Here is a 26384-nt window from a genome sequence, read left to right as displayed (position 1 = left end):
CATGACAGTTACCAAAGAAAATGAAATCTTACACGCGTTAGAAACACTAAAATCAAAAACATGGGTAGATTTAACACATACATTCGGTCCTAATTCGCCGCATTTTGCCGCATTTAAAGATGCCGAGTTTGAAACATTATATACGCATGATGACGGGTTTTTCGCACAGCAGTTCAGTGTTTCCGGACAATATGGCACACATATTGATGCACCTATTCATTTTGTTCGTGATCAGCGCTATTTAGAGGAGCTGGATTTAAAAGAAGTTGTCCTCCCAATCGTTGTGATTGATAAATCAGAAGCAGCCGGAGAAAACCATAATTATATTTTAACGGTGGAGGACATTTTAGCTTTTGAAGAGGTGCATGGAAAGGTTGAAGCGGGTACATTTGTCGCGTTACGGACAGATTGGAGCAAGCGCTGGCCGGATAAAGGTGCATTTGAGAATAAGGATGAGAATGGAGACAGTCATTTACCCGGATGGGGGCTCGATGCTCTGAAGTTCTTATTTGAAGAAAGACAGATTAAAGCAGTGGGTCATGAAACGTTTGACACGGATGCGGCTGTGGATGCCAGAAAAAATGGTTCATTGATCGGCGAGTATTATGTATTAGAGCAGGATACTTTTCAAGTAGAGCTGCTGACGAATCTGGATCAATTGCCGGCAAAAGGAGCTGTGATTTTCAATATTAGTCCCAAGCCTGAAAAAGCAAGCGGTTTTCCAGTTCGATCGTTTGCCATTTTGCCATAATAAATACTATCTACCAAAAAGGGAGAAGGAATAACATGACAAAAACAGCAGTGAAAGCACCATTTCGTGCAGACCATGTCGGAAGTTTATTGCGGCCGGAACGGATTCATCAAGCTAGAAAGAACTTTCAAGAAGGAGCTATTTCCAAAGCGGATCTTCATCAGATTGAAACAGAAGAAATCAAACGTATCGTAGATAAGCAGATTGAAGTCGGCTTAAGCGCTGTTACGGACGGGGAATTCAGACGCCGCTTTTGGCATACGGATTTTCAAGAGCATCTAAACGGTGTGGAAGGATATGTGCCGGATACAGGATTTCAATTTGTTGGAGAAGAAACAGAACGCTATAATGTGCGTGTCACAGGAAAGGTTTCCTTTAATCCGGATCACCCGCATGTTAAGGAGTTTGTGGAATTCAAAGAAATCGTCGGAGACCGTGCGATTGCCAAACAAACGATTCCAAGTCCGAATCAATTATTTGGGAAAGGAATTGTAAATCCCGAGGTTTATCCAAGTATTGCAGAATATGCAGAGGATGTCATCCAAACCTATCGTGATGCAATCAAAGCTTTTTATGATGCGGGATGCCGCTACCTTCAGCTGGATGATGTGTATATTGCGGGGTTAAATGTAGAGAATTTCCCGACAACGGAAGATGGAAAGGACCGTCAGTATTTTATTGACTTGGCACTGTATGTACTAAACAGCGTGTTGGAAGACAAACCAGAAGATTTGACGATTACCACGCATCTTTGTCGTGGAAATTATCGTTCGAAATGGGCATTTGAAGGAAGCTATGCAAAAATAGCCCCTACTTTATTTGCCAAAGAAAAAGTAGATGGTTTCTTCTTGGAATATGATGATGACCGCTCTGGCGGTTTTGAACCGCTGGATTACATTCCAAATGGCGGACCGCGTGTAGTATTGGGTGTATTTACTTCAAAGCATGGGGAATTAGAAGATAAAGCAAATATTAAAGCAAGAATTGAAGAAGCGTCGCAGTATGTTCCAAAAGATCAGCTATGCATCAGCCCGCAATGCGGCTTTGCATCGACCCATCATGGGAATCTGTTAACAGAGGAAGAGCAATGGAACAAGCTGAAATATATCGTGGATACGGCTAAAGAAATATGGGGAGAATAAAAAACACGTTTATAAAGAAAAATGCGTTATCACATTGTATGGAAAATAAATAAACAACCAAACAGGCTGAGGGAGATTGGAACCCTTGAGCCTGTTTTTTCATGCCAACCAAGCACAACTTAATAGATATAAAGATAGAAATAGTGCTAGAATAGGGGTAACTGGAAAAATAGTTCGAAAGTGGGGAAATGACTTTGACAGAGATTTGTATGATACGCCACGGAGAAACAAATTGGAATAAAGAAAAAAGAATTCAAGGCAAGACAGATATCCCTTTAAATGAAACGGGAAAATCGCAAGCGGGAGTTTGCTGCGCGGCTGCAATGCAATTTGAACCGACTGTATTAATTACCAGTCCCTTAGCTCGTGCAAAGGTAACAGCAGAAATTATTAATCAGAAACTGCAGCTGCCGCTTCATGAAATGAGGGCTTTTGTAGAGCGGTCTTATGGAGATGCGGAGGGGATGACGATAGAGGATAGAAATCGTTATTTCCCTGATCGTGAGGCTATCCCGAATGTGGAGACGTTTGAAGATTTAAAGCAGAGAGGGATAAAAGGATTAGAGGAAGTGTGCGTGAGATATCCGGACGAACGTGTTCTTATCGTTTCCCATGGCGCATTAATCAATAGTCTGTTGTCTGTGATTTCAAAAGGAGAGCTGGGTACAGGGGTTACCTTTCTCCAAAATACATCGATTACAAAATTTACTTGTGAAAAAGGGGAATGGCGTGTGGTTGATTATAATAATACAGACCATCTTACGCCTGTAAATGAGTAATCATTGCGATAAAAAACGTATCAATTTAAATTAGAGAGATGTTCAAAAAAGGGGGGATATGGATGAAAATGAATTTTGTGAAGGTAGAGGTGCTGATTGCAGAGGAATATATCAGCAGTTTGCGGGAGCAGCTTCATGAACATGGGTTTCTGCACTACGGCAATCAGGATAACGTACTTTCTTATACAAAATACAATCACTATTCCCGTCCTTTGGAGTTAGCTTCTTTGGAAATGGCTTTGCCGATAGAAAGCGAATTTTTTCAAACTCTCTATAAGGCGGAGTTTCGTTGTATGATTCACCAGATTGAAAAGGTAAAGAAAATCATCCATGATATCCACCCGAGTGATTATCCTGTTATGTATTTTATTCCTATCCTTGAGTAGTTAAAAGCAGCCATATCTAGATCAGATACGGCTGCTTTTTATATACATTTAATGCTTTCAATGCTGACCTCTATTATCTATACACAATTCCGCCATCTGTGATAATAGCTTGTCCGGTAATATAGTCGGAATCATCTGAAGCTAAGAAGGATACAAGGTTAGCGACATCCTCCGGCTCTTGAGAACGACCTAAGGAGATGCCGTCAACAAATTGCTTATAAGCGTCTCCACGTTCCATATTGTCATAGTATTTCACCATTTCTTCATCGATACGATCCCACATTGCTGTACCTGCAACACCTGGGCAGTATGCATTGACACGAATGTTATATGGTGCAAGCTCTTTTGAAGCGGAATGCGTGAAAGAACGGACCGCGTGTTTAGTTGCAGAGTAAGTACCCAGCATTTCATAGGATTCATGCCCGGCGATACTGCATGCATTAATGACTTTCCCTTTTGTATCCTGTTTAATAAATTGATCCGCAGCAGCCTGTGTACCAAATACTGTACCATTTACGTTTACTGAAAATGTTTTATTCAGCTGATTTTCGTCAATTTCAAGGAATGGAGAAACAACATCAACTCCAGCATTGTTCACAAAAACATCCAGCTGTCCAAAAGCATCTACAGCTTCTTTGACAAGATTAAATTGGTCCTCTCGTTTAGACACATCTCCGACAACGGCAATGGAATCTACACCGGCATCTTTAAATTCTTTTAATGTACTGTCCAGCATCTCTTTATTAATATCATGCAGAACGATTTTGAAACCATCTTCACCAAGACGTTTTGCGATACCTTTTCCTAAACCGCCTGCAGAACCTGTAATAATTGCCACTTTTGACATAGAAAAGACCTCCAAATAAATTTACTTTAAATAATTAGATGTAGTTTTTTGCATCTAGTTATACTATTCCTCTTTTAAGGAGTTTAAAACATGCATAATTAGAAAAAGTTTTTGGGAAATCTTTAGAAAGATGTTTCCTTTTAAGAGGTAATTTTTCAGTGATTATTTATACACCTAAAATGTAACGATAAATTGAAGTTTAAAAGCTGCAAACTTTGAAATAATAAAACAAAAGCGTATGCTTAAGGTAGAAAGAAAAGGAGGAAGTAAGTATGACAACATTAGCAGGTAAAGTTGCAATTGTAACTGGAGGCGCTTCAGGAATTGGCTATGCGATGGTACAGAACTTGCTGGAAGCTGGGGCAAAAGTAGGTGTAGCGGATTTAAATGAAGAAAAGCTGAAAGAGCTGGAACAGCAGCATAAAGGGGAGCTGCTTGGTGTCGTCACCAATGTAACCAAAGAAGAGGATATTAAAAACCTTGTTAACAAGACGGTAGAAGCATTTGGCGGATTGGATATAGCTTTTAATGTAGCTGGTGCATCGAAATCAGGAGCAATTATTGATCAGCCGGAGGAGGATTGGAATTTCACTGTTGACTTGTGTTTAAAAGGTGTCTTCCTATCTTTAAAACATGAAGCAAAATATATGAAAGAGCATGGCGGTGGAGCAATTGTCAATGTTTCATCTTTAAACGCGCATGTTCCAATGCATTACGGAGCAGCTTATTCCTCTGCGAAAGCTGGTGTGGAGATGCTTACAAAAAATGCTGCGCTTGAAATGTCCAAGCACAATATTCGTGTCAATGCCATTCTGCCTGGGCTTGTATCGACGCCGTTAACCTCCGGCTTAACAGACGTTGATGCAATCAATGAAGCTTATTTGGAGCGTATCCCAATGGAAAGAGCCGGGGACCCGAAAGAAATAGCAGGTCCAGCGTTGTTCCTTGTCAGCGAGGAAGCCTCCTACGTGAATGGAGCCAGCTTACTTGTAGATGGTGGCTGGGCAGTGACAGGTTATCCGGATTTAAGCAAATTTATCACGGAGAACCGTCCGTAAAACTCCCGCCTCAAAATAAAGCGTAAAAATAAATTTATTTAGGCGGGAGATAACGGACGCTAACTCCCTGAATCACTCGACTAACACTCAGTGGGGAACTAAGGAAACAGAGTAAGTTCGCGACGTCTGCGCTAGCACATCCTGGGACTGCGATTACTCGCCCCATCGGAAACATTTGTGCGTCGAAAAACTCCCACTGAGTGAAGTTTCGTTTTATGTAACCAAAGCTGTTATTTTGAAAATGGGTTATCACCCAGCCTTTAAATAACAACCTCAGTTACACTTATACAGAGGTAAGTTTAAACTTACCTCTGTATAAAAATAGAAACAAAAGAGCTGCTCGTTTTACCCTTACATTAATTTTCAAGCGATTTTCGGAGTTCGCTTACGTCCTTAAGCTCGAGACCTGTTAATTCGGATATTTCTTCATCTGAATAGTTCCTGTCTAAAAGCTTTTTGGCAAAATTCCGTTCCGCTTCCTCCATCCCTTTTTCTAAGCCCTTTTTTGTCGCCTCTTCCTCGATTTCTCTAAACAGTCTTCCAAACGTCGGGGTATCTCTCAATTTTTCCATTCCCATGAATTTTCCTTCCTCCTTTTCGTTTTCTGCGATTGGTAATGATTCATACAGCTTTTCCTGTAATTCCGCTGGGACCTGCAGGATATAATCGATAAAATACAATAGGGCTGACAGATAGGTGTCACGGTGCGAATATTTTTCGAGTGCCATACTGATAAGCTGCTGTTTAAATTGGAACTTTTCTTCGTCGTCTTTCTTTGTTCTGCCGGCGTTTTCACTAACATAGATTCCTGCAAGTACCGCTAAAGCGAATGGATTATCAGATTTTTTCAGCTTCTCCTTATCTTTTCCGTAAAAACGATAGACATTGTATAAATAAGTTAATTCTGTTCCGTAGAAAGAATAACGAAACGTATCTTCATAATGCTGATGACTTGCATCCGTCAAGAGGGCGATGGAATAAATCGGATGCTTATATTTGTCATAGATTCGATAAAAGTACTTAAACATGCGTTCAGCAAAGTCTTGCTCTCCAATAGCCTGCACTTCAATATGGACGAAGACGTATTTTTCTTCCCCGTTCTTCAGCGTCACTTTGGCTAACCTATCTGAATATTTTCTGCCTTTTCTTGAATTAATTACAAATTGAAGAAGTTCTATATTCGGGAAATCTGCTCCTTTTTCAAAATCAATTTCCGGGTATAACTCGGGTGCGAAAAATTCCATAAATTCTTGAAACAGTTCTTCAATCAAATTTTTCCAAAGCCCGTCATAATCCGTATCCTTTGCATCGTAGCTGTCGGTATTTTCTTTTACTGTGGTTATCATTATTTTATCACACCCCCAGGTAATATTAAATTTGCTTTTAATCATAGCGGCTATGAGTGGGGGATGCAAAACGGTAAAATAGGATTTCCTGCGTGAAAATCTGCTGTATAAATGACGTTTTAACTTAGGTTTGTGCCTTTTTCAATGACAACAGGATGTTCATATTGCATTTTTTATGTTTTTTTATACAGAACGAAAAATGATCATTTAAGGCTCTTCACCAAAATCTATGGGTGACATAGTAGATATAAATTTGCTGTAAGCGACCGCTACGGAAATACACTACGCTTTCCATGGGCCCCAAGCTCATCTCCTTTAAAGAAGACTTGCTGATTGGCAAGCCGTCAGGCGCAGACAGAAGCATAGTCGCACTTATGCCCTGCGGGTAGAAAAAAAGAAGTTCGCTTTTTTTCTGCGGGGTCTTCCCACTGGGACTGGGACAGCGATTACTCGTCCCATCGAAGAGCTTTTGCGATTACTCGCCCCACCGAAGACCATTGCGCTTTCCCATAGGAGTCTCCGTGTATTTTCTCCGCTAGCTAGTTGCTTTTATCACATTTAATTATATTTTCCAACCATAGATTTTGGTGTTGATCCTTATTTAATCGTTTGTTCTTGGTGTGAAAATGGACAAGTTTCGATGTTATCGTACAATGGAAGAAGCTTAGTGAAAGTGTTTGACTTTCCCTGAATTCAACAAGGCTTACTTATTTCCGTAATAATTCTTGCCATTTCATCCGGTGACTCCTTCATTCCATTTTCCAGCCAGTATTCAATTACCGTAATACTCCCGCTGATAGAATAGATTGTCATATACTTTGCAGCGGTTTCGCTCATTTTATGTTCTGGTCCGTTAAAGTCATTCATAATATGCGTTTGTGCGGCGAACATGACTTTATGTGTGAATCTTTTATTGCCGTGTTCGCTGAACAGAATCCGAAAATGCTCATGACGGCTGTACACATATTTGAGTAAATAATTTAACATCGCCAGCGCTTCTTTTTCCTGCGTGTAGTCATACTGAAGCAGTGCCTGATTTAATTCATCGATAATTTCGTCCTCAATATTGGTCAGTAAATCATATTGATCGGCATAGTGGCTGTAAAATGTGGAACGGTTGATATCAGCCTGCTCACAAATTTCTTTAATTGTAATCGAAGAAATTGGTTTTTCTTTTAAAAGCTCCATCAGCCCATTTTTAAGAGCCATCCTTGTATAACGTTTTCTGCGATCTAGTTTTTGTGCCATGATAAATAAACTCCTTTTATGAACAAAATATGAAATTCTATCTGTTATCCAACAGATAATGATTATTTGTTGCGAAACGTACATATTTTAAACAACTGTTTGTTGTCTAACTGACAGTGTGTAGTTATAATAATAGATTATATGAATGAAATCAGCAAGGTAATGGGGAATGACAGTGGCAAATTTAATTATTCGTTTTAAAAAGACAGTGGTAACACTTTTTATCATACTTATGATCCTTTCTTTAGCGGGGATTCTGTTTGTTGATGTGAATTACAATATGCAGGATTATTTACCGGATGATGCAGAATCTACGCAGGCTTTAGAGGTGATGGAGGAGGAATTTTCAAGCGGTATTGCAAATGCCAGGGTCATGATAGGAGATGTCTCGATTCAGGAAGCGATGGAGTATAAACATGCTCTGGAAGAGATAAATGGGATTACAGAGGTTCTCTGGCTGGATGATGTTGTTGATATTCGGACACCGATTGAAGTAACTGACACGGATACAGTGGAGACATACTATAAGGATGAAAATGCCCTTTTTTCTGTCACGATTGCCAATGAAAAAGAGGTAGAGGCCACCAATGCTATTTATGACTTGATTGGTGAGGGAAATGCCGTTTCCGGGGAGGCTGTCAATACAGCAACAGAACAGGAAATGACAGGGACAGAGAGCATGTACGCGGCGGCCTTGCTTGTTCCAATTATTATCATTATTCTTATCTTGTCTACCAGCTCATGGGTGGAGCCGGTATTTTTCCTGACAGCCATTGGGGTATCTGTATTAATTAACCTGGGGACGAACATATTTATCGGCGAGATTTCTTTTGTTACCCAAGCGGTTGCACCAATATTGCAGCTTGCAGTCTCCTTGGATTATGCTATTTTTCTTCTGCATAGCTTTCAGGATTACAGGAATAAAAATTACAAACCGGAAGAAGCAATGAAATCAGCTATTAAAGAATCATGGCCGGTTATCAGCACAAGTGCTTTTACAACTATTTTTGGCTTTATGGCATTGATGTTTATGCGTTTTGAGATTGGTTCCGATCTGGGGTTGAACTTAGTTAAAGGAATTATTTTAAGCTTTATCAGTGTGATTGTCTTTCTGCCAGCCTTTACACTTGTGTTTTATCGCTGGATTGACCGGACGCAGCATCGTGCGTTTGTTCCGACTCGTTTTGAGGGAGTCGGGAAGAAGCTCTTGAAATTAAGACTTCCTGTTCTTATTCTGGTGCTGCTGCTTCTTGTTCCCAGCTTTATGGCGCAGAGCAGCACGACCTTTACCTACGGGATGGGAGAACCGCCGGAGGATACCCGGCTAGGAACTGATGTGAGACAGATTGAAGAAGTTTTTGGAGAATCGACTTCCGTTGTGTTGCTTATTCCTAATAATGATATAGGGAAAGAGGAGGAAATGGTTCAGGTCCTGGACAATGTAAATCATGTTTCCTCGGTTATCAGCTATGCAACCATGGTCGGCAGTGTTATTCCGCAGGACTTTTTAGAGGAAGAGGCGACAGAGCAATTTCTTTCCGATCATTACAGCCGGATTATTATTAATACGGAAGCTGGAACAGAAGGAGACCTTCCTTTTGCAGTGATAGAAGATATACGGGAAATTGCTTCCGCTTATTATGGAGAGGAGGCGCTGACCTTAGGTGAAAGTGCGTCTCTGTATGATATGAAGAATATTGTGTCCCAGGATAATCAGCTTGTAAATATTTTAACCATTCTTGGGGTAGGGATTGTGATTTTGGTTAATTTCCGATCGATTTCTTTCCCGATTATTTTACTACTGGTTATCCAAGCAGCCGTATGGATAAACTTAGCTATTCCTTATTTTACAGGAACACCGCTTGTCTTTATCGGTTATTTAATTGTCAGTACGGTTCAGCTGGCAGCAACGGTGGATTATGCCATATTATTAACGGAGACATATAAAAATTACAGAAGATATATGCCGAAATGGAAGGCAATAAAAATGACATTGGATGATAAGATTTTCTCCATTGCTGTTTCTGCATCGATTCTATCCATCGTCGGATTTGTTTTATGGATGACATCATCTAATCCGGTTGTCGGGTCTATCGGCTTGCTGCTGGGGAGAGGTGCGCTCTTGGCATTTATTCTGGTTATCACCTTACTGCCTGCATTGCTTGTATATGGGGATACATTGCTTCAAAAGACATCATTAGGAATGAAGTTTCGCAAGGAGGAAAAACATGAGGACAACAATTAAATGGATCTGGCTCGCTTTAGCTCTGTTCTTTATTCCGTTTATGAATACAGCTCTTGCAGAGGGGGCTTCTGAGGATTCTGCGTCTGAGGGAGATGCGGAAATTGAGGAAAAGAACGAGGTTATTTATGCGAATTTAGAAGCAGGCGGCGCATTAGAAAATATCTATGTCGTAAATGCGTTTGAATTGAATAAATCAGGTGTTATTGAGGATTTCGGAAACTATGAATCTATCAAGAATTTAACAGATACGAGTGAAATAGAACAGGACGGAGATACAATCCGTATGGACGCGGCTTCAGATACGTTTTATTATCAAGGAGACCTTTCCAAAGAGCTGCCCTGGAAATTCACCATCTCCTATTATTTAGACGGGGAAGAAGTAGATCCGCAAACGGTTATTGGGGAATCCGGACAGGTAGAAATCGAAATAAAGGTAGAAGAGAATGCAGAAACAGAAACTGCTTTCTTTGATAACTATATGCTGCAAATATCACAGGCGCTGAATACCGATTACTTTTATAATATTGAAGCGGAGGATGCAACGATAGCCAATGCCGGGAAAAATAGGCAGGTGGCATTTACGGTGATGCCGGGAGAAGAAGAGACGCTGACGATTCAAGCAGATACCGATCAATTTGAATTAGAAGGAATGGAAATCTCCGGCCTGCCGTCTTCTGTTTCTGTAGACGGTCCGGATACAGATGCGCTCACAGAGGAGTTTCAGAGCTTAACCGATGCCATTGGTGAAATCAACCAGGGAGTAGGTGAGCTTGGTGATGGAATCAGCGGGCTGTCTGGCGGATTAAGTGAATTAGAGAATGGGTCTTCTGAATTTCAGAACGGTTTAAATGAGTTAAATAATTCCAGCGGTGAATTAACAGGTGCATCGGAAGAAATCAATAATGCTTTTCAAACCGTACAGGAAGAAGTTGGCCAAATTACAGGGATAGATGGAATAGAGCAGTTAAGCGGGATGACAGAAGCTGCATCAGATATGGCTGCAGGAATGGAAGCATTGGCTGACGAATTAGATTCGCTGTCAACAGGCTATGGAGATGCGAAAGAAGCATTGCAGACAGCTATGGAGGGCATCCCAGAAGCCACCTTAACAGAAGAGGATTTTCAAGCATTATATGATAGTGAAGCAGTAGATCCGGCGGTTGTTGATGAATTAGTTGGCACCTATGAAGCTGCCCAAGGTGCATTAGCTGTCTACTATGAATCCGTAGAATCATTTGATGCGGTGGAGCCGGCATTATCTGAATTTCAAACTTCTGCCAGTGACATTGCCAGCAATATCCGTACGTTTTCCGATGAATTAGAGCAATCTGTCGGCCAAATTGATATCGATGAAGGACTGGATGAATTTATTACAAGTGTAGATACCATGGCTGAAAATTATAATCAGTTCCATGAAGGTCTGGTTTCTTATACCAATGGCGTAAATGAGCTCAGTACTTCCTATGCTGATATTCATAATGGAATTAGTGAATCGGCATCCGGTTCCAATGAACTTGCGAACGGAGCAGATGAATTACAGGATGGAACCAGTGAATTATATGATGCCACTGAAAGTATCCCTGATGAGATGCAGGAAGAAATTGATGAGATGATTTCACAATATGATAAATCTGATTTTGATCCTGTATCCTTCGTATCGGGAGAAAATGATGAGATCACAAATTCTGTTCAATTTGTGATTCAAACAGACAGTATTCAGCCGGAAGAGGATACCGAAGAGACAGAAGAAGAGGAAGAGAACGAAGGGTTTTGGGATAGGTTATTGAATTTGTTTTAAGAGGATTTCAATATTTTAATGATAAAGAAACCGCATGAAATGACTCATGCGGTTTTTTCCTTCCGCTGCAACAGAACAGCTGCAATGACAATCATCCCTTTAAATGCATCCCGCAGTAATGGAGGAACCCCGAAGAGATTGAGCAGGTTGTTCAGCACAGCAATAATCAACATTCCATAAACCGTTCCGAGGATAAATCCTCTTCCGCCCATCATACTTGTACCTCCGACAACAGCGGCAGCGATAGCGTCCATTTCCATTCCCCGTCCTGAACCGGCAAAATCCATCGAGCCGATTCGAGAAACTTGAATGATTGCAGCAATGGCTACAAGTATTCCGGAAAGCGCATAAACCCGGTACTTAACCTGCTTCACGTTAATTCCGGATAGTCTGGCAGCTCTTTCATTGGAGCCAACCGCAATAATCTGCCGGCCAAAGATGGTGCGCTTGGAAATATAATACATAACAGCAGCAATCAAAATCCAGTAGATGATGGGCATAATCATATAGTTCCCGATTTTGAAATTGGCAATTTGTAAAAATTCTGGCGGTACACGCGGTGCAGCTCCTTGCATGAAATGCTGTGTGACACTGCGGAAGACCATCATCGCTCCTAAGGTGGCTATAAAAGGAGGAACCATTCCCCGTGTAACAGTTACGCCAATTAAGGAACCAAGCAAATATCCAAAAAGAATCACAACAATGATTGTAATGAAAATAGCTGTCCAGCCTGTGATTCCAATCGCATTAAAAAAACCGTTTGCTCCAATATCAAGCAATGTCATTGTCAATGCGCCAGTTGCTACAAGCGTTGCACCAACAGCTAAATCGATTCCGCCTGTCATAATAACAAACGTCATTCCCAGTGCGACAATTGCTACACTGGCATTGTTTCGTAAAATATTGATCCAGTTATTAGTCCAAGACGTAAACCATTCTCCAAATGAAGGATAATCAAAGCCTAATACAATCGTTTGTAAGATAACCATTACGATGAACGCAATAAAAATACTAAACAATGGACTAGTAGACCATCGATTCTTGAACCAAAGGATAAACTGGTGAAAGTAATTGATATTTTTCTCTGTCAAAAGGTACACCCCTTTTCGATCCCGGATAAAAAGAAGCTGCAACCTGCGGGATACCTGTTACTTATCGCCTAAGTGATGGCGGACAGTCCATTAAGACGTTGAAATAAAAGCATCTCCGCCTGTAGCCAGCTCCATTATTGCTTGTTCGTTCATTGCTTCTCCTTTTAATTCTCCTTGCAGCTGTCCGTGGTACATGACATACGTCCGATTGCAAAGCCTTAATATTTCATTTGCTTCACTGGAAAGAATAATAACCCCAATCCCTTCATCAGCTAAACGAAGGATAATATCATAGATATCTTCCTTCGCTCCAACATCTACCCCTTGTGTCGGGTTATCTAAAATCAAAATACGGGGATCTGTGGAAAGCCATTTAGCTAAAACGACCTTCTGCTGATTTCCTCCAGAGAGATTCAGAATACTGTTTGAGGAATCAGTCATCCGTATCTTCAGCTGTTTTTGAAGTGCAGCCAGCTTCTCTTGATGGATGGAATGCTGGATGATTCCCCATTTGGCATGTCTCTTCCAAGAAGCAATGGCGCTATTTTCGAGAATGTTCATATCTTTAATAATGGCGTTTTCCTTTCTGTTTCTTGGAAGGTAGGCAATTCCGTTTTTAACAGCGTCCATCGTGGTATGGATATTAATTTCTTTGCCGTAAAGGAACAGCTTGCCCGATGAAATATCATTTGCGCCAAAAATGGATTGAAACAGCTCACTGCGTCCGTCCCCTAAAAGACCGGTGAATCCGACAACCTCTCTCTGATGAATGGAAAAAGTAATATCGGAAAAAGCAGCATTATACGTAAATTTTTCTGCACGCAGGATTTCTTCACCGCGGTCACGCTGCTGGACCAGTTGATCTGTCCGGACATCATAGCCGACCATAAAGCGGGCAAGCTCCTTTGTGGTTACATCACTGACCTGTCCTTCAGAAACAAGCCTGCCATCCCGGAGTACGGCATATGTGTCACAAGCCTCAATGACTTCTTTTAACTTATGAGAGATAAAAATAATGCCAACCTGTTGATCGCGTAAACGCCGCATCATCGTAAATACACGTTCGATTTCAGAATCGGTAAGCGATGTTGTTGGTTCATCCATGATAATGACAGAAGCATTCATCGAAATCGCGCGACAGATTTCAATAATTTGTTTATAGGAAGAATCTAACTCTTTGACCAGCATGCGGGGGTCAAGGTCTACATGCATGCGTTCAAATATCTCCTTTGTTTCTTGAATCATTTTTTGATGCTGTACGCGCTTGAATCCCTTTTTATAATCTCTTTCTAAAAACATATTTTCATAGATGGGCAGATCATTAATTAAGTTCAGCTCCTGATGGATAAAAGAAATTCCCATATTAATAGATTGCTCCGGACCGGTCAGATTTACCTCGGCCCCGTTTATATAAAGCTTGCCTTTATCAGGCTGATGAATACCGCCTAAGATGTTCATCAGGGTTGATTTCCCCGCTCCATTTTCTCCAAGCAATGCACAAATTTCTCCTGCTTTAATAGAAAGGGAAACGTCTTTTAGAACATGATTTTTGCCAAAGGACTTTTGGATATTTCTTAACTCCACAAGCATGTCATCACCTCTGAGAAATGGATGGAAAGGGAGCAGACTTTCCTGCTCCCCTCTGCTTAATATGGTGAATTTTCATCTAAGAATTCTTCGTAGTTATCCCGGTCAACGACAGTAGTTGGAATGATGGTTTCTTCCTCCACGTCTTCTCCGTTGAGCACGTCTATCGCAATGTCAACAGCATCTTTTACCATAACAGGGCTGTATAATGCGGATTGAATCCAGATATCTTCGTTTTCTGGCATCATTTCAAAATATTCCTGCATGCCACCGCCGCCTGTGACGACTTGAATGTCTGTTCTTCCAGCTTCTTGAATAGCTTGTAAGACACCGACAGAGGTTTCATCATCAATCGAATAAACGGCATCAATATCCTCAACAGAAGTCAGAACATCAGCGAAGTCAGCTAAACCATCCTCTCTGGTGAATTCTGTTGCATACGTCATCAGATTCATATCTGGAGCAATTTCTGCCATGGTTTCCTCGAAGCCTTTGGTCCGTAACTCGGATACAGAACCGGACGAAGGCACTTCCAGTACAACAACATTCCCTTCCTCACCAATTTTATCTACAATGTAATTCGCTCCCTGGATACCCATATCTTCATTATCGCCTGCAACACGGTAAACTCCTTCTACATCAATCGCGATGTCAAAGTTAACCACGGTTATACCACTGTCAATGGCATTTTGAATCGGGACTTCCATGCCCTCCCATTGAGGAAAAGCAACAATGGCGTCAGCTCCCCATGTCATTAAATCATCTAATTGGGAAGTCATTTGTTCCGCGTTACTGCTGGTTTGAATTTGATAATCTACTTGATCTCCTAATTCTTTTACGCGTTCTTCAGCGTGGTAAGCAACTGCCGCAACCCAGCCATGCGTCACTTCTGGCGCAAGTATGCCAATTTTATAGTGTTCTTCAGTGTCCTCGCTGCCATTTCCGCTGTCCGCATTATTCTCCTCTGAAGCCTTACCAGAATCATTTCCACCGCCGCAAGCAGCCAACAAAAGCATGAGGACAGCAATCATTAAAAAGCCAAAACTTTTTTTCTTCATCGTATTGTAAACCTCCCCGATTTTTAGTGAATCTTATAAAATAGACTGGCTCTGCACAGAATAACCGTTTGCAATTAGCATACGAGGTAATGATGGAAATAAATAAAATAGATGGGGAAAACGCCTCCTTTCCTTCCTATGAGAGATAAATCAGCTGCTTTCATGAAATCCATTACATCCTTTCCTCGTTTTGCTGGAGAATTTCTTCAAGCAGTCGTAATGATTTTAATGCATCTTCTCCGCTGACAATGGGCTTTTTTTCTTCTTGAATGCAATGGATAAAGGCATCGATTACGCCGGAGTTTGTTTGATTCGTATTGGTTTGAATTCCTTCTAATGCATAGTAAATGTTTTCACCGTTTTTCTTTTCAATAAGAAGTGGATAGTGTTTATCCTGGTATATTTTCATAATTCCTTCCTGGCAGTAAATCGTTGTAGAGTTATTTTCTTCCCCGTAATAGGTCCAAGAGAAAGTGGCAGTACCGATGCTTCCTCCAGCAGTTTTTAAAATACAGACGACATTGTCATTTACTTCGATAGGCTGACCGTTTTCATCTGTTTTATCTAAGGTGGCCGTATAGGAATGGAGATTTGTAATATCGTCATCCAACAGATAGAAGAGCAGGTCCAGCTTATGAATGCCTAAATCTCCTGCAGCCCCTGAATGAGAACGGTCTTTTTTAAAAAACCAGGTTTCTTTTGATTTGGTTGCTCCCCAATCTTCGGGGCCGCTGTGCCCAAAGGTTGTCTGAAAGGAGAGAATCTCGCCAAGCTCTTTCGCTCGAAGGATTTCACGTGCTTTTTGATGTGCTTTTGTAAAGCGTTGGTTGTGGTCCACCATTAATAGCTTTCCGGTTTCCTTCGCAGTACGTACCATTTTTTCTGCCTGTTCCACAGTGGCGGAAATTGGTTTTTCACAAAGAACATGCTTACCGGCTTGTAAAGCTTTTGTTGTATGAAAATAATGTGCTTCATTGGAAGAGCAATCACTAATGGCATCAATGGTCGAATCTTGAAGCAATGCCTCCAGTGACGAAGCGGTTCTGCCGCCAAATAATTGCTTCATTTCCTCTGCGCGTTCAGGATTTCTGTCATAGAAAACAATCTCTTTTACGGATGGATTGGCTCTATACTCGGGAGCATGCCTGAAGCGTGTAATCGAGCCGCAGCCAATAATTCCTACTTTCATTTAGATCCCTCCTAACCCAATGTTGATTCTCGAATAATCAACTCATAATCCATGATGACATTTTCAACAGGCAGCCCTTGAATCCGGTCAATGACCATTTTTGCGGAACGATAGCCCATTTGATATTTTGGCTGAGAAACTGTTGTCAGGGCAGGTGTGGTCATACTGGAAAAAGCAATATTGTCAAATCCGATAATCGCCATCTCTTGAGGGACCTTAATGCCCTGAGCATGTAATTCTTTGATAGCGCCAATCGCTAAAGTGTCTGAAATAATAAATACAGCAGTTGGCCGGTTTTTAGAACGCAGCATTCGCCGCATGGCTTCTACACCGTCCTGGAAGCTGAGTCCGTCAGTGTAATGGATCCATTCGTCACAAATAGGCAATTGAAATTCGTTTAAGGCCTTCTCAAATCCGATGCGCCGCTGCTTTGCATAGAGCAGATTTTCATTGAAATTGATCAAGCCGATTTTTTTATTTCCCATCGTAATCAGATACTTTACCGCGCGATAAGCAGCCTCTGTATTATCAATTGCAATATAAGGGATATTGGCATCTTCATAATAATCACTGCAAAGCACGATAGAATGGGACTCAGAAAGCTCTTTCAGCTTATCAACATGAACGGTAGGATTCATGGAAATAATACCGTCCGCCAATTTATTACGAACCATATGAAGAAAGATATCTTCCCGCTGCAGGTTATCATCTGTTTCGCAAAGCAGAATATTATAGTTGTTTTCTATGGCATAATCCTCAATCCCATTAATGATTTCTGTGTAATAAGGGTTTGAGAACGTGTGAATAAGAACAAGAAGTAATCTGCTTTCCGAGTTTCGTAAATTCCTGCCAAGCATACTGGGAGCATAATTTAACTCCCGAATGGCTTTTTCAACCTTGTGTCGCGTTTTCTCAGAGACCTTGGATGTGTTATTTAGAACACGCGAAACCGTAGCAATGGAAACACCTGCCTGTTTTGCAACCTGATGTATATTTGCCATGGCACAACCTCTTTCAGAACAAATAATGTACAGTCGATGTAGAATTGAAAAGAATGAAGAAGTTCTGATGTAAACGTTTTCTGTAAGCTATAGAATTAATATGCGAAGGTTTATAAATACATTCTAAAAAATTTGGAAGAGCAGCTTATTTTTGTGAAAATACTCCTTTTTAGCGATGAAGATTCAAAAAGTGCAGGATAATTCTAAATATGAATGTGGAAATTGCTTGAAAGATGTAATGGATTTCATGATAATGGGCTATGAAAAAAGGGTTGGGGAAAATTACATAAAATATAAAATAACTGGTATATATAGAATTATTAGTAGATGAGTGAATAAACTTTTTTACTTTTAAATAGACTTTGTCCCTTGAAGTTTGTTAATTGACTCCATTATAAAAGTGGATTATTAAAAATATAATTATAATATTTTCCATATTTTAATTTTTAAATAAGAAATTTGTTATAATATACATAAGTGCTTTCGAATGTTTGTTTAGTAAAGAAGGAGGATATGTAGTGAAAAGGTATATTTTCTGGAGTCTCTGTTTAGTATTGGTTATTATAACGGGATGCAGTAATAAAGCAGAAGAAGCAGAAGCTGTAAAACCGGAAATTGAAATTCCTCCAAATGAAATAGAGTCTGAGGAATCGATAAGTAAAATAATGACAACAGATAAAAAAATAGCTTTAACGTTTAATGGAATGGCAGATGAAGAAACGATGACTAGTCTTTTGGAAAGATTGAATCAGCTTCAAATTCATGCCACTTTTTTTGTTCAGGGGGTAAAGATAGCTGAGGAACCAGAAATAGCAGAAATGATTTTAGAAAATGGACATACGATTCAAAATAACACTTTAAATCATATATTAGTTGAACCGATAGATTATGAAGAAGCTTATACGGAATTATATTTGACTAATAAAGTAATCCAAGAAAACTTAGATATTACTCCACAATTTGCAAGAAGCCGTTCTGGAGACACTTCCCCTTTTTTTGAAAGTGCTGCTGCACAGCTAGATATGCAGGTAGTTACTAATACAATCAATCCAAGGGACGGGGACATGCAAAGTGCAGAAGAAATTGCTGAATATGTGAGGGGTTTTATGAACAGAGGAGCCATTATTCAACTGAATACTTATCTGAATCCAGAGATTATTGATGCTGTTTCTTTAATTAAAAAAGATGCCGAAGAAGCGGGATATGAATTAACAACTTTGGAAGCCGTTGTGGAATCGGCTTATACTAATCCAAATAAGGAAATTGAAACAAATAAGTTAGCTGTTAATCAAGATTACGATCAGGCTTCCCCTCAGGTTATTGAAAACTTTCAAACCGATGAACAAGAAGTTGTTCTAACTTTCGATGACTGGGCAGGTGATGAAACGTTATCAATAATATTAGATATTCTAGATGATTATCAGATAAAGGCAACATTTTTTGTTATTGGAAAGGGAGTAGAAGCAAATCCTCAACTTGCACGTTTAATTATAGATAGAGGACATGAAGTGGCAAGCCATTCCTACAATCACCTTGTTGTAACAGAAATGAATTCCCTTGAATTACAGGAGGATTTAGTGAAGGCGGATCAAGTTATATCTAATGCGTTACAAGAAAAACCGAAGAATTATTTTCGCCCTGCCCAAGGGCTTTTAGATGATTCATCAGCAAATACAATTGCTGCAACCGGAATAGATTATATTGTCCTTTATGACATTGCTTCTCTCGATTGGGATTTGAACAGATCAGAAGACGAGATTTATAAACGTGTTGTAGATAATGTAGAATCCGGAAGTATTATTGGAATGCACATTTCAGATGAATCACATACAATCCGGGTGCTGCCTAGAATTATTGAAAATATACTAATGCGTGGATACACATTTAAGACTGTTTCGGAAATGATTGGAGATTGAAAAATTGGAAAGTAGGGGAGGGAGCTGTGTGAACAGCTACATTCATCAATGAAGAAAAAAGAAATATTAACAAATCCAAAAAAAGACCGTAGAATATTATCAAACGTTCCTGATCCAGATGGAATCAGGTTAAATCTAGATCGCCGTGGTTCAGATACAGAAATTGCAGAGCAAGATACGAATAAATTATATAAAGCAAGAATGGATGGACAACGTTATATAGCGGAATTTCCAGTAGTGATGAGAATAGGTAGAAAAAAGAAGACTTCAAACTGTGTAGATATATCTAACACCGGAATTTTAGTTCAACTGCCGAGCAGCACTGAAGATCTTGGTCTACAAAAAGGGGAACAAATAAAGTTAAAATTTCAAATACCCTCAGGTGCCATGCCTGAAGGGTTTGAAATGAGGGTGAATATTAAAGCAAAGCTTGTCCGGCAATTTCAAGAAGAAGAAAACAAAAAGGAACATTATTATGCTTTTGAATTTTTACAATCAATGGAAAGCTATCATCGGAGTAGGAGATGGGGGTTATCCATTGCTGTAGCCAGCATTCTTTTATTCTTCATGGCGCTAGTTGTTATGCTTATGCGTGCTGAAAGTATCATATATTTTCAGTTTAATAAAATTCTCTACGCATATAGCTTAGTAGCCGCAACATTTTTGCTATCTAGATATATTTTCGGAATGTTATATCGAAATGTTAAAGTAAACCCGGATTTTGAACCCGGAGTCTCAATTATCATTCCTGTATTCAATGAAGAAGAATGGATTCAGCGGACAATTACAACTTGTTTTGATCAGACATACCCTATTGATAAATTAGAAGTAATTATTGTTGATGATCAATCATCTGACCGTTCTATGGAAGAAATACGTAAAATAGTTTCTAAGATGTATCAAGAAGGGAAAAGATTTAAAACAAAGAACCGTTTAAAATTTGTTCAACTTCCGGAAAACGGTGGAAAAAGAGAGGCTCTTGTAGAAGGAGTAAAGATAGCAAAGCATGAACTAGTAGCTTTTGTTGACTCGGACAGCTTTTTGGAGCCAAATGCAATTCGAAACATTGTGCAGCCATTTCAAGATCCTAAAATGGGTGGCGTGGCAGGAAGAACCGAAGTAGAGAATAAATTCACTAATACGCTGACTAAATTACAAACCGTCAGATATTATATTGCATTTCGAATCATGAAGGCGGCAGAAGCAACCTTTGACTGTGTTACTTGCTTGTCAGGCCCCTTATCTTGCTATCGTAAAGAATTAGTTTTAAAGCATGCAGATGCTTGGTTAGACCAGCGCTTTTTAGGGCATCCTGCAACATTTGGAGACGACCGGAGCATGACTAATTTGATTTTGGAAACGCATCGAACAAGCTATCAGGATAGAGCAGTTTGTTCTACCATTGTTCCTTCAGAATTTAGCATGTTTTTAAAACAACAGATGCGCTGGAAAAGATCATGGCTGAGAGAAACATTAAGGGCGATGACCTTTATCTTTAAAAAAGAGCCATTTATGGTGCTGTTTTTCATAGTAGGCTTTATTGTTCCAGTATTAGCACCTATTATTGTGCTCTACAATCTTGTATATGTTCCGGTTGTTTATGGAGTATTCCCATTAACCTTCATAATTGGATTACTAGTGATGGCACTTATGCTTAGCTTTGCACACCTTCTTTTTCGACGAAGTAAACTGTGGTTTTTTGGTTTTGTGTTTGTCATGTACTATGAGTTTATTTTACTTTGGCAAATGCCAGTTGCATGGGTTACCTTCTGGAAATCGACATGGGGGACAAGAGATACGCCACAAGACGTATCAGCTAGGGAAAAGAAATTAGAAAAAAAACAAAAAAAAGCCCAATAATATAATGTGTCAAAGCCTAATGATAGATGGCAGTTATATACCGCCAAAAGTAAATAACTTTAGGGAGGTTGGCATATGCCGTCCCAATCAAATAAGAATAAATTGAATGTGCGAAGAAAAAATACGTTTAAACTGATTAAATCTTTATTTCAGTTTGTGGTAATTAGTTTACTTGCCGTTCTGTTGATACGTACACTTTTTATTACGGAAAGGTATGAAACTTTGTCTTCTGACACTATGGTAAATGAAGAAGGTTTTCTAGCTATCTCATATTTTGGAGTAGATCGAAGCGGCTCTACACAGCATGTATCAAAAGAACAATTAGAGAAACAACTGACAGTTTTAAAAGAACAGGGCTTTGAAACGATTTCTCAGCAGCAAATTCTAGAGTATTATCATGAGGGAAAACTTTTGCCAGAAAAGGCATTGTATCTATCGTTTGAAGACGGGCGGACAGATTCAAGTATTTTTTCTCAATCTTTATTGGAGGAACTGAATTATAAAGCAACGATGTATACCTACGCCAATAAATTTGAAGAGCGAGATACAAAGTTTTTAAAACCGAACGATTTAAAAACAATGATGAGAAGCGGCTACTGGGAACTTGGTACAAATGGTTATCAATTATCCTATATCAATACATTTAATGAGAATGGAGAGTCTTTGGGAGAATTAGATAATATACCAATTCCTGACCACCCAGATATTGAATATTATAATCATTACTTAATGGACTATCTTCGAGATGAATATATGATTCCAAAAGAGACGCGTAGAGAAATGGAAGAGAGAATTTTGAATCAGTATAATAAAATGCATGAATCTTATACGGAACATTTTAATGAAATTCCGAATGCTTATGCAATCATGCACGCGAATTCAATGTACAATAATATGGATCAATCTGTAGAATCAATCAATGAGAAAATGATAACAGATAATTTTTCTCTTCATTTTAACCGTGATTTAACCTCTTTCAATGGTCCAAAAACAGATATATATAATCTAAATCGACTGCAAGTAGCTCCTTGGTGGTCGACTAACCATCTTTTAATGAAAATACAAGAGGATTATGACTGGGGTATTCAATTTGAAAACGGTGATGAATCTATTGCAAACCTGTGGTCAATAAATGGTGGAGTTGGAGAATTTGTTGGAGAGAAGATTATATTAACTTCTCAACCGGAAAAAGAGGTAGTGGCTACTTTAAAAGAAGTATTACCTGAATCTTATCGTATTTCTATGAACCTTGAAGGGAATGTAATGGGAGAACAGACTTTTTATTTGTCTAATGACAATAAAGAGCTGAAATTTAGTTTAGAACAAAATAAACTATATATTTATCAGCGGAAATCAGATAAAGAAGAGGTACTGTTTGAAACAGATTTAAGCGGGATTAAATGGAATCAAGATGACTATGCATTTAATAAAGCCATGGTTTATACGTACGAAGACACACAACAAGGGTCTCGAGTAGATGATGATGAATATCCAGTTACTTTGCAGAATAATCGCCAAATAGTATTGGATGTTAATGAGCAGGAAATTACTGTTGAGATTGATGGGAAAAATATGATGCAGATAGATTGGATAAACGAAGAAGGCTTAACACAATTTGCAGTTGGCGGTAAAATTGTAGATTTAAATACGCAGCATCAACAAAATACTGATACTATCTATGATTCGGTTGTTAATATGCTTCAAATAACTTCTGAAGATGATATAATTTATCAGGTTATACCGCCAGTAGAAAAAAAGCTGAAAAGAGATATAAAATATAAAACAGATGAGATAATCGACTTTTTCATAGAATATCTATAAATATAAATTTCAACTCGTGTTCTGTCGAATGCCAAATAGTTTAATAGTTTTTTAAAGGAGGGGTATGTATTTGCCGCTAAGAAACATAATTGTTGTTATAATTTTCATATTTATTATAGGAGGGTGTTCAGCAGCTGAGGAGGAAAAAGCTACACCTATGTTAAAACCGAGTGAAGGGGTAGATGACATTTCAGTTAAAACCTCTATTTGGATAGTAGACTGGGATGCTGAAAAGAGTCTGGATGATGTAAGTTCCTCTCTTTCAAATGTAGATAACATTATATTATTTGGAAATTATTTTGATGAAAATGAAAAGCTCTTTACTACACTAGAAGGCCAATATTTAATTGATGAATTACTGCAACAGCCGATAAGAGCGAATAAGCAGGTATATCTTTCACTGGTGAACGATCAGTTTTTAGAAGATGGCTCTACCATTCCAAAAAGTCCGGACCTTATAAAAAATTTGATGCAAAGTGAAGAAACGCGAAAAAAACATATAGAAGAAATTATGAACTATGCGGTAAGTATGCCTATAGATGGTGTCGAAATTGATTATGAAAAAATACCTGAGGAAAATATATCTTCATACTTGCAATTTTTAGAAGAATTATCAGAGCAACTCTCAGGAAAAGGATTAGCGTTAAGAGTGGTGCTTGAACCATCGTTCCCTGTTGAACAATATACTTTACCAGAGCATATAGATTATTCCATAATGACATATAACTTATATGGAATGCACAGTGGACCCGGCCCCAAAACTGATATAAATTTTTTAAAAAGTATAGCTGACATGTATTCAAATCAAGCAGCAAGTGTAGAATTTGCATTGTCTACAGGAGGTTTCAGTTGGAAAGATGATCACGTTACTTCCCTAACTGAAAATGAAGTAGAAGATTTGATTAGTATAAATAATGTAACACCGGTAAGAGATCATGCGAGCGGTGCCCTAACCTTTATTTATGAAGAGGAAAAAAAAGAGGTGGAAGTATGGTATGCAGATGCTGAAACACTGACTGAATGGGCGAAAATATTGGCTGAGGAAGGAGAATATTATACTTTTTCTTTTTGGAGAGCCGGGGGGTTAAGTGAAGATACACTAAGAAGAATTAATCATCTTGAAGAAGTTTTAACTCAAATAAATAAAGAAGAAGCTTGATTACTAACTCTAAAAAAATTATTTAGAATAGATGAAAATAAGTAGAATCATAGCTGGAGAAAAGCGTTTTTGACTTAGCCTTGAAAGATTGTATTTTATTGTTTTTTTGTTACTCGATGAAAATTTTTGATAAGGGATGGAATAGTTGTAAGCTTAGCTACTGAATAGATACTCAGGAGAACAATTCAATTTTTGTAAAAATAAAATAGCTTGGTTATAATACGCAGAATGATGATATCTAACTAAAACTTTTGACAAATTCAATATAGTGTAACATTGGATATTAGTAGGGTTTAGTTTTACAATTTTGGGTTTATTTATAAATAGAATAAAGGGAGTGCTTCTACAACAATGGAGCACTCTCTCTTTCATTTTGATAAAATTTATAATTTTATCTTGTCATCAATAGAATTATAAAGTAGTATGTATAAGTAAGGTCATCTGATGACCTTACTTATACATACCTAATGAAAGCGTTTTATAAGAGCGGCAAGGGGGGATTCGTTTGTATTTATTATTAGCTTTAAGTGCAATCATTGCGCCGTTTGTGTTTTTAGTTCTGTTACGTATGCCGGCAATGAAGGGGATGTCGTTAAGCGCAGCAATCGTTATTGCAATAGCTATGATTTTTTGGGGGATGGAAGGAAATGTTATTCTATCATCGATTTTTCAAGGGGCCCATAAAACATTAACGATTCTATGGATTTTATTTGGGGCATTAGTTTTACTGGATACACTTCGCAAAACAGGAGCAGTGGACAGAATCAATCAAGGTTTTCAGAGCATTTCTGAAGATATGCGTGTTCAGGTTGTCATTGTTGCTTTTTTATTTGGCGGAGTGATTGAAGGGGCAGCCGGGTTCGGAACTCCGGCAATGGTTACAGCTCCATTAATGGTAGCTTTAGGATTTCGTCCGATTGTTGCTGCGACATTGGCGTTGATTGCAGACAGCACACAGGTGGCTTTTGGAGCTGTAGGGACACCTTTGGCAGTAGGGTTAAGTAATATTCCGGGGGCAGATGCGGAGTTCTTTAATGCAATTGGAGTGCGGATAACCACGTTAGATATATTCGCCGGATCATTTATACCGTTTATTGTCATTGTTATTATGACTTTATTTTTTGGTAAAAAAAGAGGGTTTAAGTATGCCTTGCCGATGCTTCCGTGGACCATTCTTATAGGGTTTACTTATACGTTGTCTGCTTTATTCTATGCTTCGGTATTTGGTCAGGAATTTATCTCTATTTTAGCATCTTTAACTGGATTGGTAGTAGCAACAATCACAGCTAAAAAAGGCTGGCTGTTACCAAAAACGACATGGAAAGAGGCGCTGCGCCCTGGTTTTGAAGTAAAAACGGAGAAGTCAAAGATGAGCATAGGGGCGGCTTGGACACCTTATGTTATTGTCGTTGCCTTGTTGTTAATGACCAGGATTATACCTTGGCTGCAGGAGTTCACACAGACAGCCATTGATTTCTCTTGGACAACTATTTTTGGTGTAGAAGGTGTGGACTCTGCCTGGGAGTTTTTATATTCGCCAGGAACAATTCTAACATTTGCGGCAGTTTTATCTGTATTTGTTCATCGAAAATCAATTGGCACGTTTTTTAGTGCATCCAAGGATTCTCTGATGACGATGCGGTCAACCGCGATTGCTTTAGTGGCAACGTTAGCGATGGTGCATGTGTTTACAAATTCGGGAATAAATACAGAAGATTTAATCAGCATGCCGCAGTATATCGCCGTAAGCATGGCGGAGCATTTAGGGTTTATGTGGATGTTTGTCGCACCCTTTTTAGGAGAGTTAGGATCGTTTATTACTGGAAGTGCGACGGTTTCTACATTAACTTTCTCACCTATTCAATACAGCGTAGCAAATCAATTGGGTTTAGATATAAATACGGTTTTAGCTGCCCAAACAATGGGAGCTGGAGCGGGAAATATGATTTGTGTGCATAATGTCGTTGCAGCAAGCGCGGTCGTTGGCTTGAGCGGTAAAGAAGGGGATATTATTCGGAAAACGCTGATTCCGGCCGTTGTCTATGGATTGATGATTGGATTGGCTGGGTTTATTGCTATTCAATTCTTCGACTGATAAGCTG

General features: G+C 39.1%; 20 protein-coding genes. 12 read left to right on the top strand and 8 right to left on the bottom strand.

From position 1 onward, the window contains the following. Position 1: 1 nt before the first annotated feature. From ACW0TQ_RS02110 to ACW0TQ_RS02095, 4 genes are all read left to right on the top strand, one after another. Positions 2 to 751 carry a cyclase family protein gene (locus ACW0TQ_RS02110; RefSeq protein ID WP_455725294.1) on the top strand — a complete coding sequence of 250 codons (750 nt, stop codon included), beginning with the start codon at positions 2 to 4 and terminating at the stop codon, positions 749 to 751. A gap of 35 nt (positions 752 to 786) precedes the next feature. Beyond that, on the top strand, positions 787 to 1893 hold the full coding sequence (locus ACW0TQ_RS02105; protein ID WP_455725293.1) for a 5-methyltetrahydropteroyltriglutamate--homocysteine S-methyltransferase: 1107 nt from the start codon (positions 787 to 789) through the stop codon (positions 1891 to 1893). A gap of 194 nt (positions 1894 to 2087) precedes the next feature. Beyond that, a complete protein-coding gene (locus tag ACW0TQ_RS02100; RefSeq protein ID WP_193062879.1) occupies positions 2088 to 2672 on the top strand; it encodes a histidine phosphatase family protein in 585 nt (194 codons plus the stop codon). 62 nt (positions 2673 to 2734) lie between these two features. Next, positions 2735 to 3058, top strand: coding sequence for a hypothetical protein (locus ACW0TQ_RS02095; RefSeq protein ID WP_042531817.1), 324 nt, complete (start codon positions 2735 to 2737; stop codon positions 3056 to 3058). A 73-nt stretch (positions 3059 to 3131) separates the two neighbouring features. Here ACW0TQ_RS02095 and ACW0TQ_RS02090 read toward each other — a convergent pair whose 3' ends face one another. Next, positions 3132 to 3905, bottom strand: coding sequence for an acetoin reductase (locus ACW0TQ_RS02090; RefSeq protein WP_042531819.1), 774 nt, complete (start codon positions 3903 to 3905; stop codon positions 3132 to 3134). A gap of 272 nt (positions 3906 to 4177) precedes the next feature. Here ACW0TQ_RS02090 and ACW0TQ_RS02085 point away from each other — a divergent pair, with 272 nt between their 5' ends. Then, positions 4178 to 4963, top strand: coding sequence for an SDR family NAD(P)-dependent oxidoreductase (locus tag ACW0TQ_RS02085; protein ID WP_042531821.1), 786 nt, complete (start codon positions 4178 to 4180; stop codon positions 4961 to 4963). A gap of 356 nt (positions 4964 to 5319) precedes the next feature. Here the strand turns inward: ACW0TQ_RS02085 and ACW0TQ_RS02080 are convergent, their stop codons facing one another. Beyond that, a complete protein-coding gene (locus ACW0TQ_RS02080; RefSeq protein WP_455725292.1) occupies positions 5320 to 6309 on the bottom strand; it encodes an Rpn family recombination-promoting nuclease/putative transposase in 990 nt (329 codons plus the stop codon). A 693-nt stretch (positions 6310 to 7002) separates the two neighbouring features. Next, entirely contained in the window at positions 7003 to 7557 is a 555-nt protein-coding gene (locus ACW0TQ_RS02075; protein WP_042531824.1) for a TetR/AcrR family transcriptional regulator, read from the bottom strand. A 169-nt stretch (positions 7558 to 7726) separates the two neighbouring features. Here ACW0TQ_RS02075 and ACW0TQ_RS02070 point away from each other — a divergent pair, with 169 nt between their 5' ends. Together ACW0TQ_RS02070 and ACW0TQ_RS02065 are read left to right on the top strand one after the other, a co-directional pair. Next, a complete protein-coding gene (locus ACW0TQ_RS02070; RefSeq protein WP_175297030.1) occupies positions 7727 to 9802 on the top strand; it encodes an efflux RND transporter permease subunit in 2076 nt (691 codons plus the stop codon). After that, complete coding sequence (locus tag ACW0TQ_RS02065) at positions 9786 to 11600, top strand: methyl-accepting chemotaxis protein (protein ID WP_042531828.1); 1815 nt, start codon at positions 9786 to 9788, stop codon at positions 11598 to 11600. The genes ACW0TQ_RS02070 and ACW0TQ_RS02065 overlap by 17 nt, the downstream gene beginning before the upstream one ends. A 44-nt stretch (positions 11601 to 11644) precedes the next feature. Here the strand turns inward: ACW0TQ_RS02065 and ACW0TQ_RS02060 are convergent, their stop codons facing one another. From ACW0TQ_RS02060 to ACW0TQ_RS02040, 5 genes are all read right to left on the bottom strand, one after another. After that, complete coding sequence (locus tag ACW0TQ_RS02060) at positions 11645 to 12691, bottom strand: ABC transporter permease (RefSeq protein ID WP_042531830.1); 1047 nt, start codon at positions 12689 to 12691, stop codon at positions 11645 to 11647. A gap of 90 nt (positions 12692 to 12781) precedes the next feature. Beyond that, positions 12782 to 14281: a sugar ABC transporter ATP-binding protein gene (locus tag ACW0TQ_RS02055; RefSeq protein ID WP_455725291.1), complete on the bottom strand. Its 1500-nt coding sequence runs from the start codon at positions 14279 to 14281 to the stop codon at positions 12782 to 12784. Positions 14282 to 14337: 56 nt separating this feature from the next. Next, positions 14338 to 15336, bottom strand: coding sequence for an ABC transporter substrate-binding protein (locus ACW0TQ_RS02050; RefSeq protein ID WP_455725290.1), 999 nt, complete (start codon positions 15334 to 15336; stop codon positions 14338 to 14340). A 172-nt stretch (positions 15337 to 15508) separates the two neighbouring features. Then, a complete protein-coding gene (locus ACW0TQ_RS02045) occupies positions 15509 to 16525 on the bottom strand; it encodes a Gfo/Idh/MocA family protein (protein WP_193065184.1) in 1017 nt (338 codons plus the stop codon). Positions 16526 to 16536: 11 nt separating this feature from the next. Next, positions 16537 to 17526, bottom strand: a complete 990-nt coding sequence (locus ACW0TQ_RS02040) for a LacI family DNA-binding transcriptional regulator (protein ID WP_042531836.1) — start codon at positions 17524 to 17526, stop codon at positions 16537 to 16539. A 518-nt stretch (positions 17527 to 18044) separates the two neighbouring features. Here ACW0TQ_RS02040 and ACW0TQ_RS02035 point away from each other — a divergent pair. The 5 genes from ACW0TQ_RS02035 to ACW0TQ_RS02015 all read left to right on the top strand — a co-directional run bounded on the left by ACW0TQ_RS02035 (position 18045) and on the right by ACW0TQ_RS02015 (position 26377). Further along, positions 18045 to 19442, top strand: a complete 1398-nt coding sequence (locus ACW0TQ_RS02035) for a polysaccharide deacetylase family protein (RefSeq protein WP_341172540.1) — start codon at positions 18045 to 18047, stop codon at positions 19440 to 19442. 48 nt (positions 19443 to 19490) lie between these two features. Then, positions 19491 to 21302, top strand: coding sequence for a glycosyltransferase (locus ACW0TQ_RS02030; RefSeq protein WP_455725289.1), 1812 nt, complete (start codon positions 19491 to 19493; stop codon positions 21300 to 21302). A gap of 75 nt (positions 21303 to 21377) precedes the next feature. Next, positions 21378 to 23123 carry a polysaccharide deacetylase family protein gene (locus ACW0TQ_RS02025; protein ID WP_256705677.1) on the top strand — a complete coding sequence of 582 codons (1746 nt, stop codon included), beginning with the start codon at positions 21378 to 21380 and terminating at the stop codon, positions 23121 to 23123. A 70-nt stretch (positions 23124 to 23193) separates the two neighbouring features. Beyond that, on the top strand, positions 23194 to 24282 hold the full coding sequence (locus tag ACW0TQ_RS02020; RefSeq protein WP_455725288.1) for a glycosyl hydrolase family 18 protein: 1089 nt from the start codon (positions 23194 to 23196) through the stop codon (positions 24280 to 24282). A gap of 505 nt (positions 24283 to 24787) precedes the next feature. Continuing rightward, positions 24788 to 26377, top strand: coding sequence for an L-lactate permease (locus ACW0TQ_RS02015; RefSeq protein WP_289584977.1), 1590 nt, complete (start codon positions 24788 to 24790; stop codon positions 26375 to 26377). Positions 26378 to 26384: the final 7 nt, after the last annotated feature.

The organism is Oceanobacillus sp. M60, from assembly GCF_053839645.1.
The sequence above is the reverse complement of the archived record's forward strand: the minus strand, read 5'-3'. Positions and strand labels throughout refer to the sequence as shown.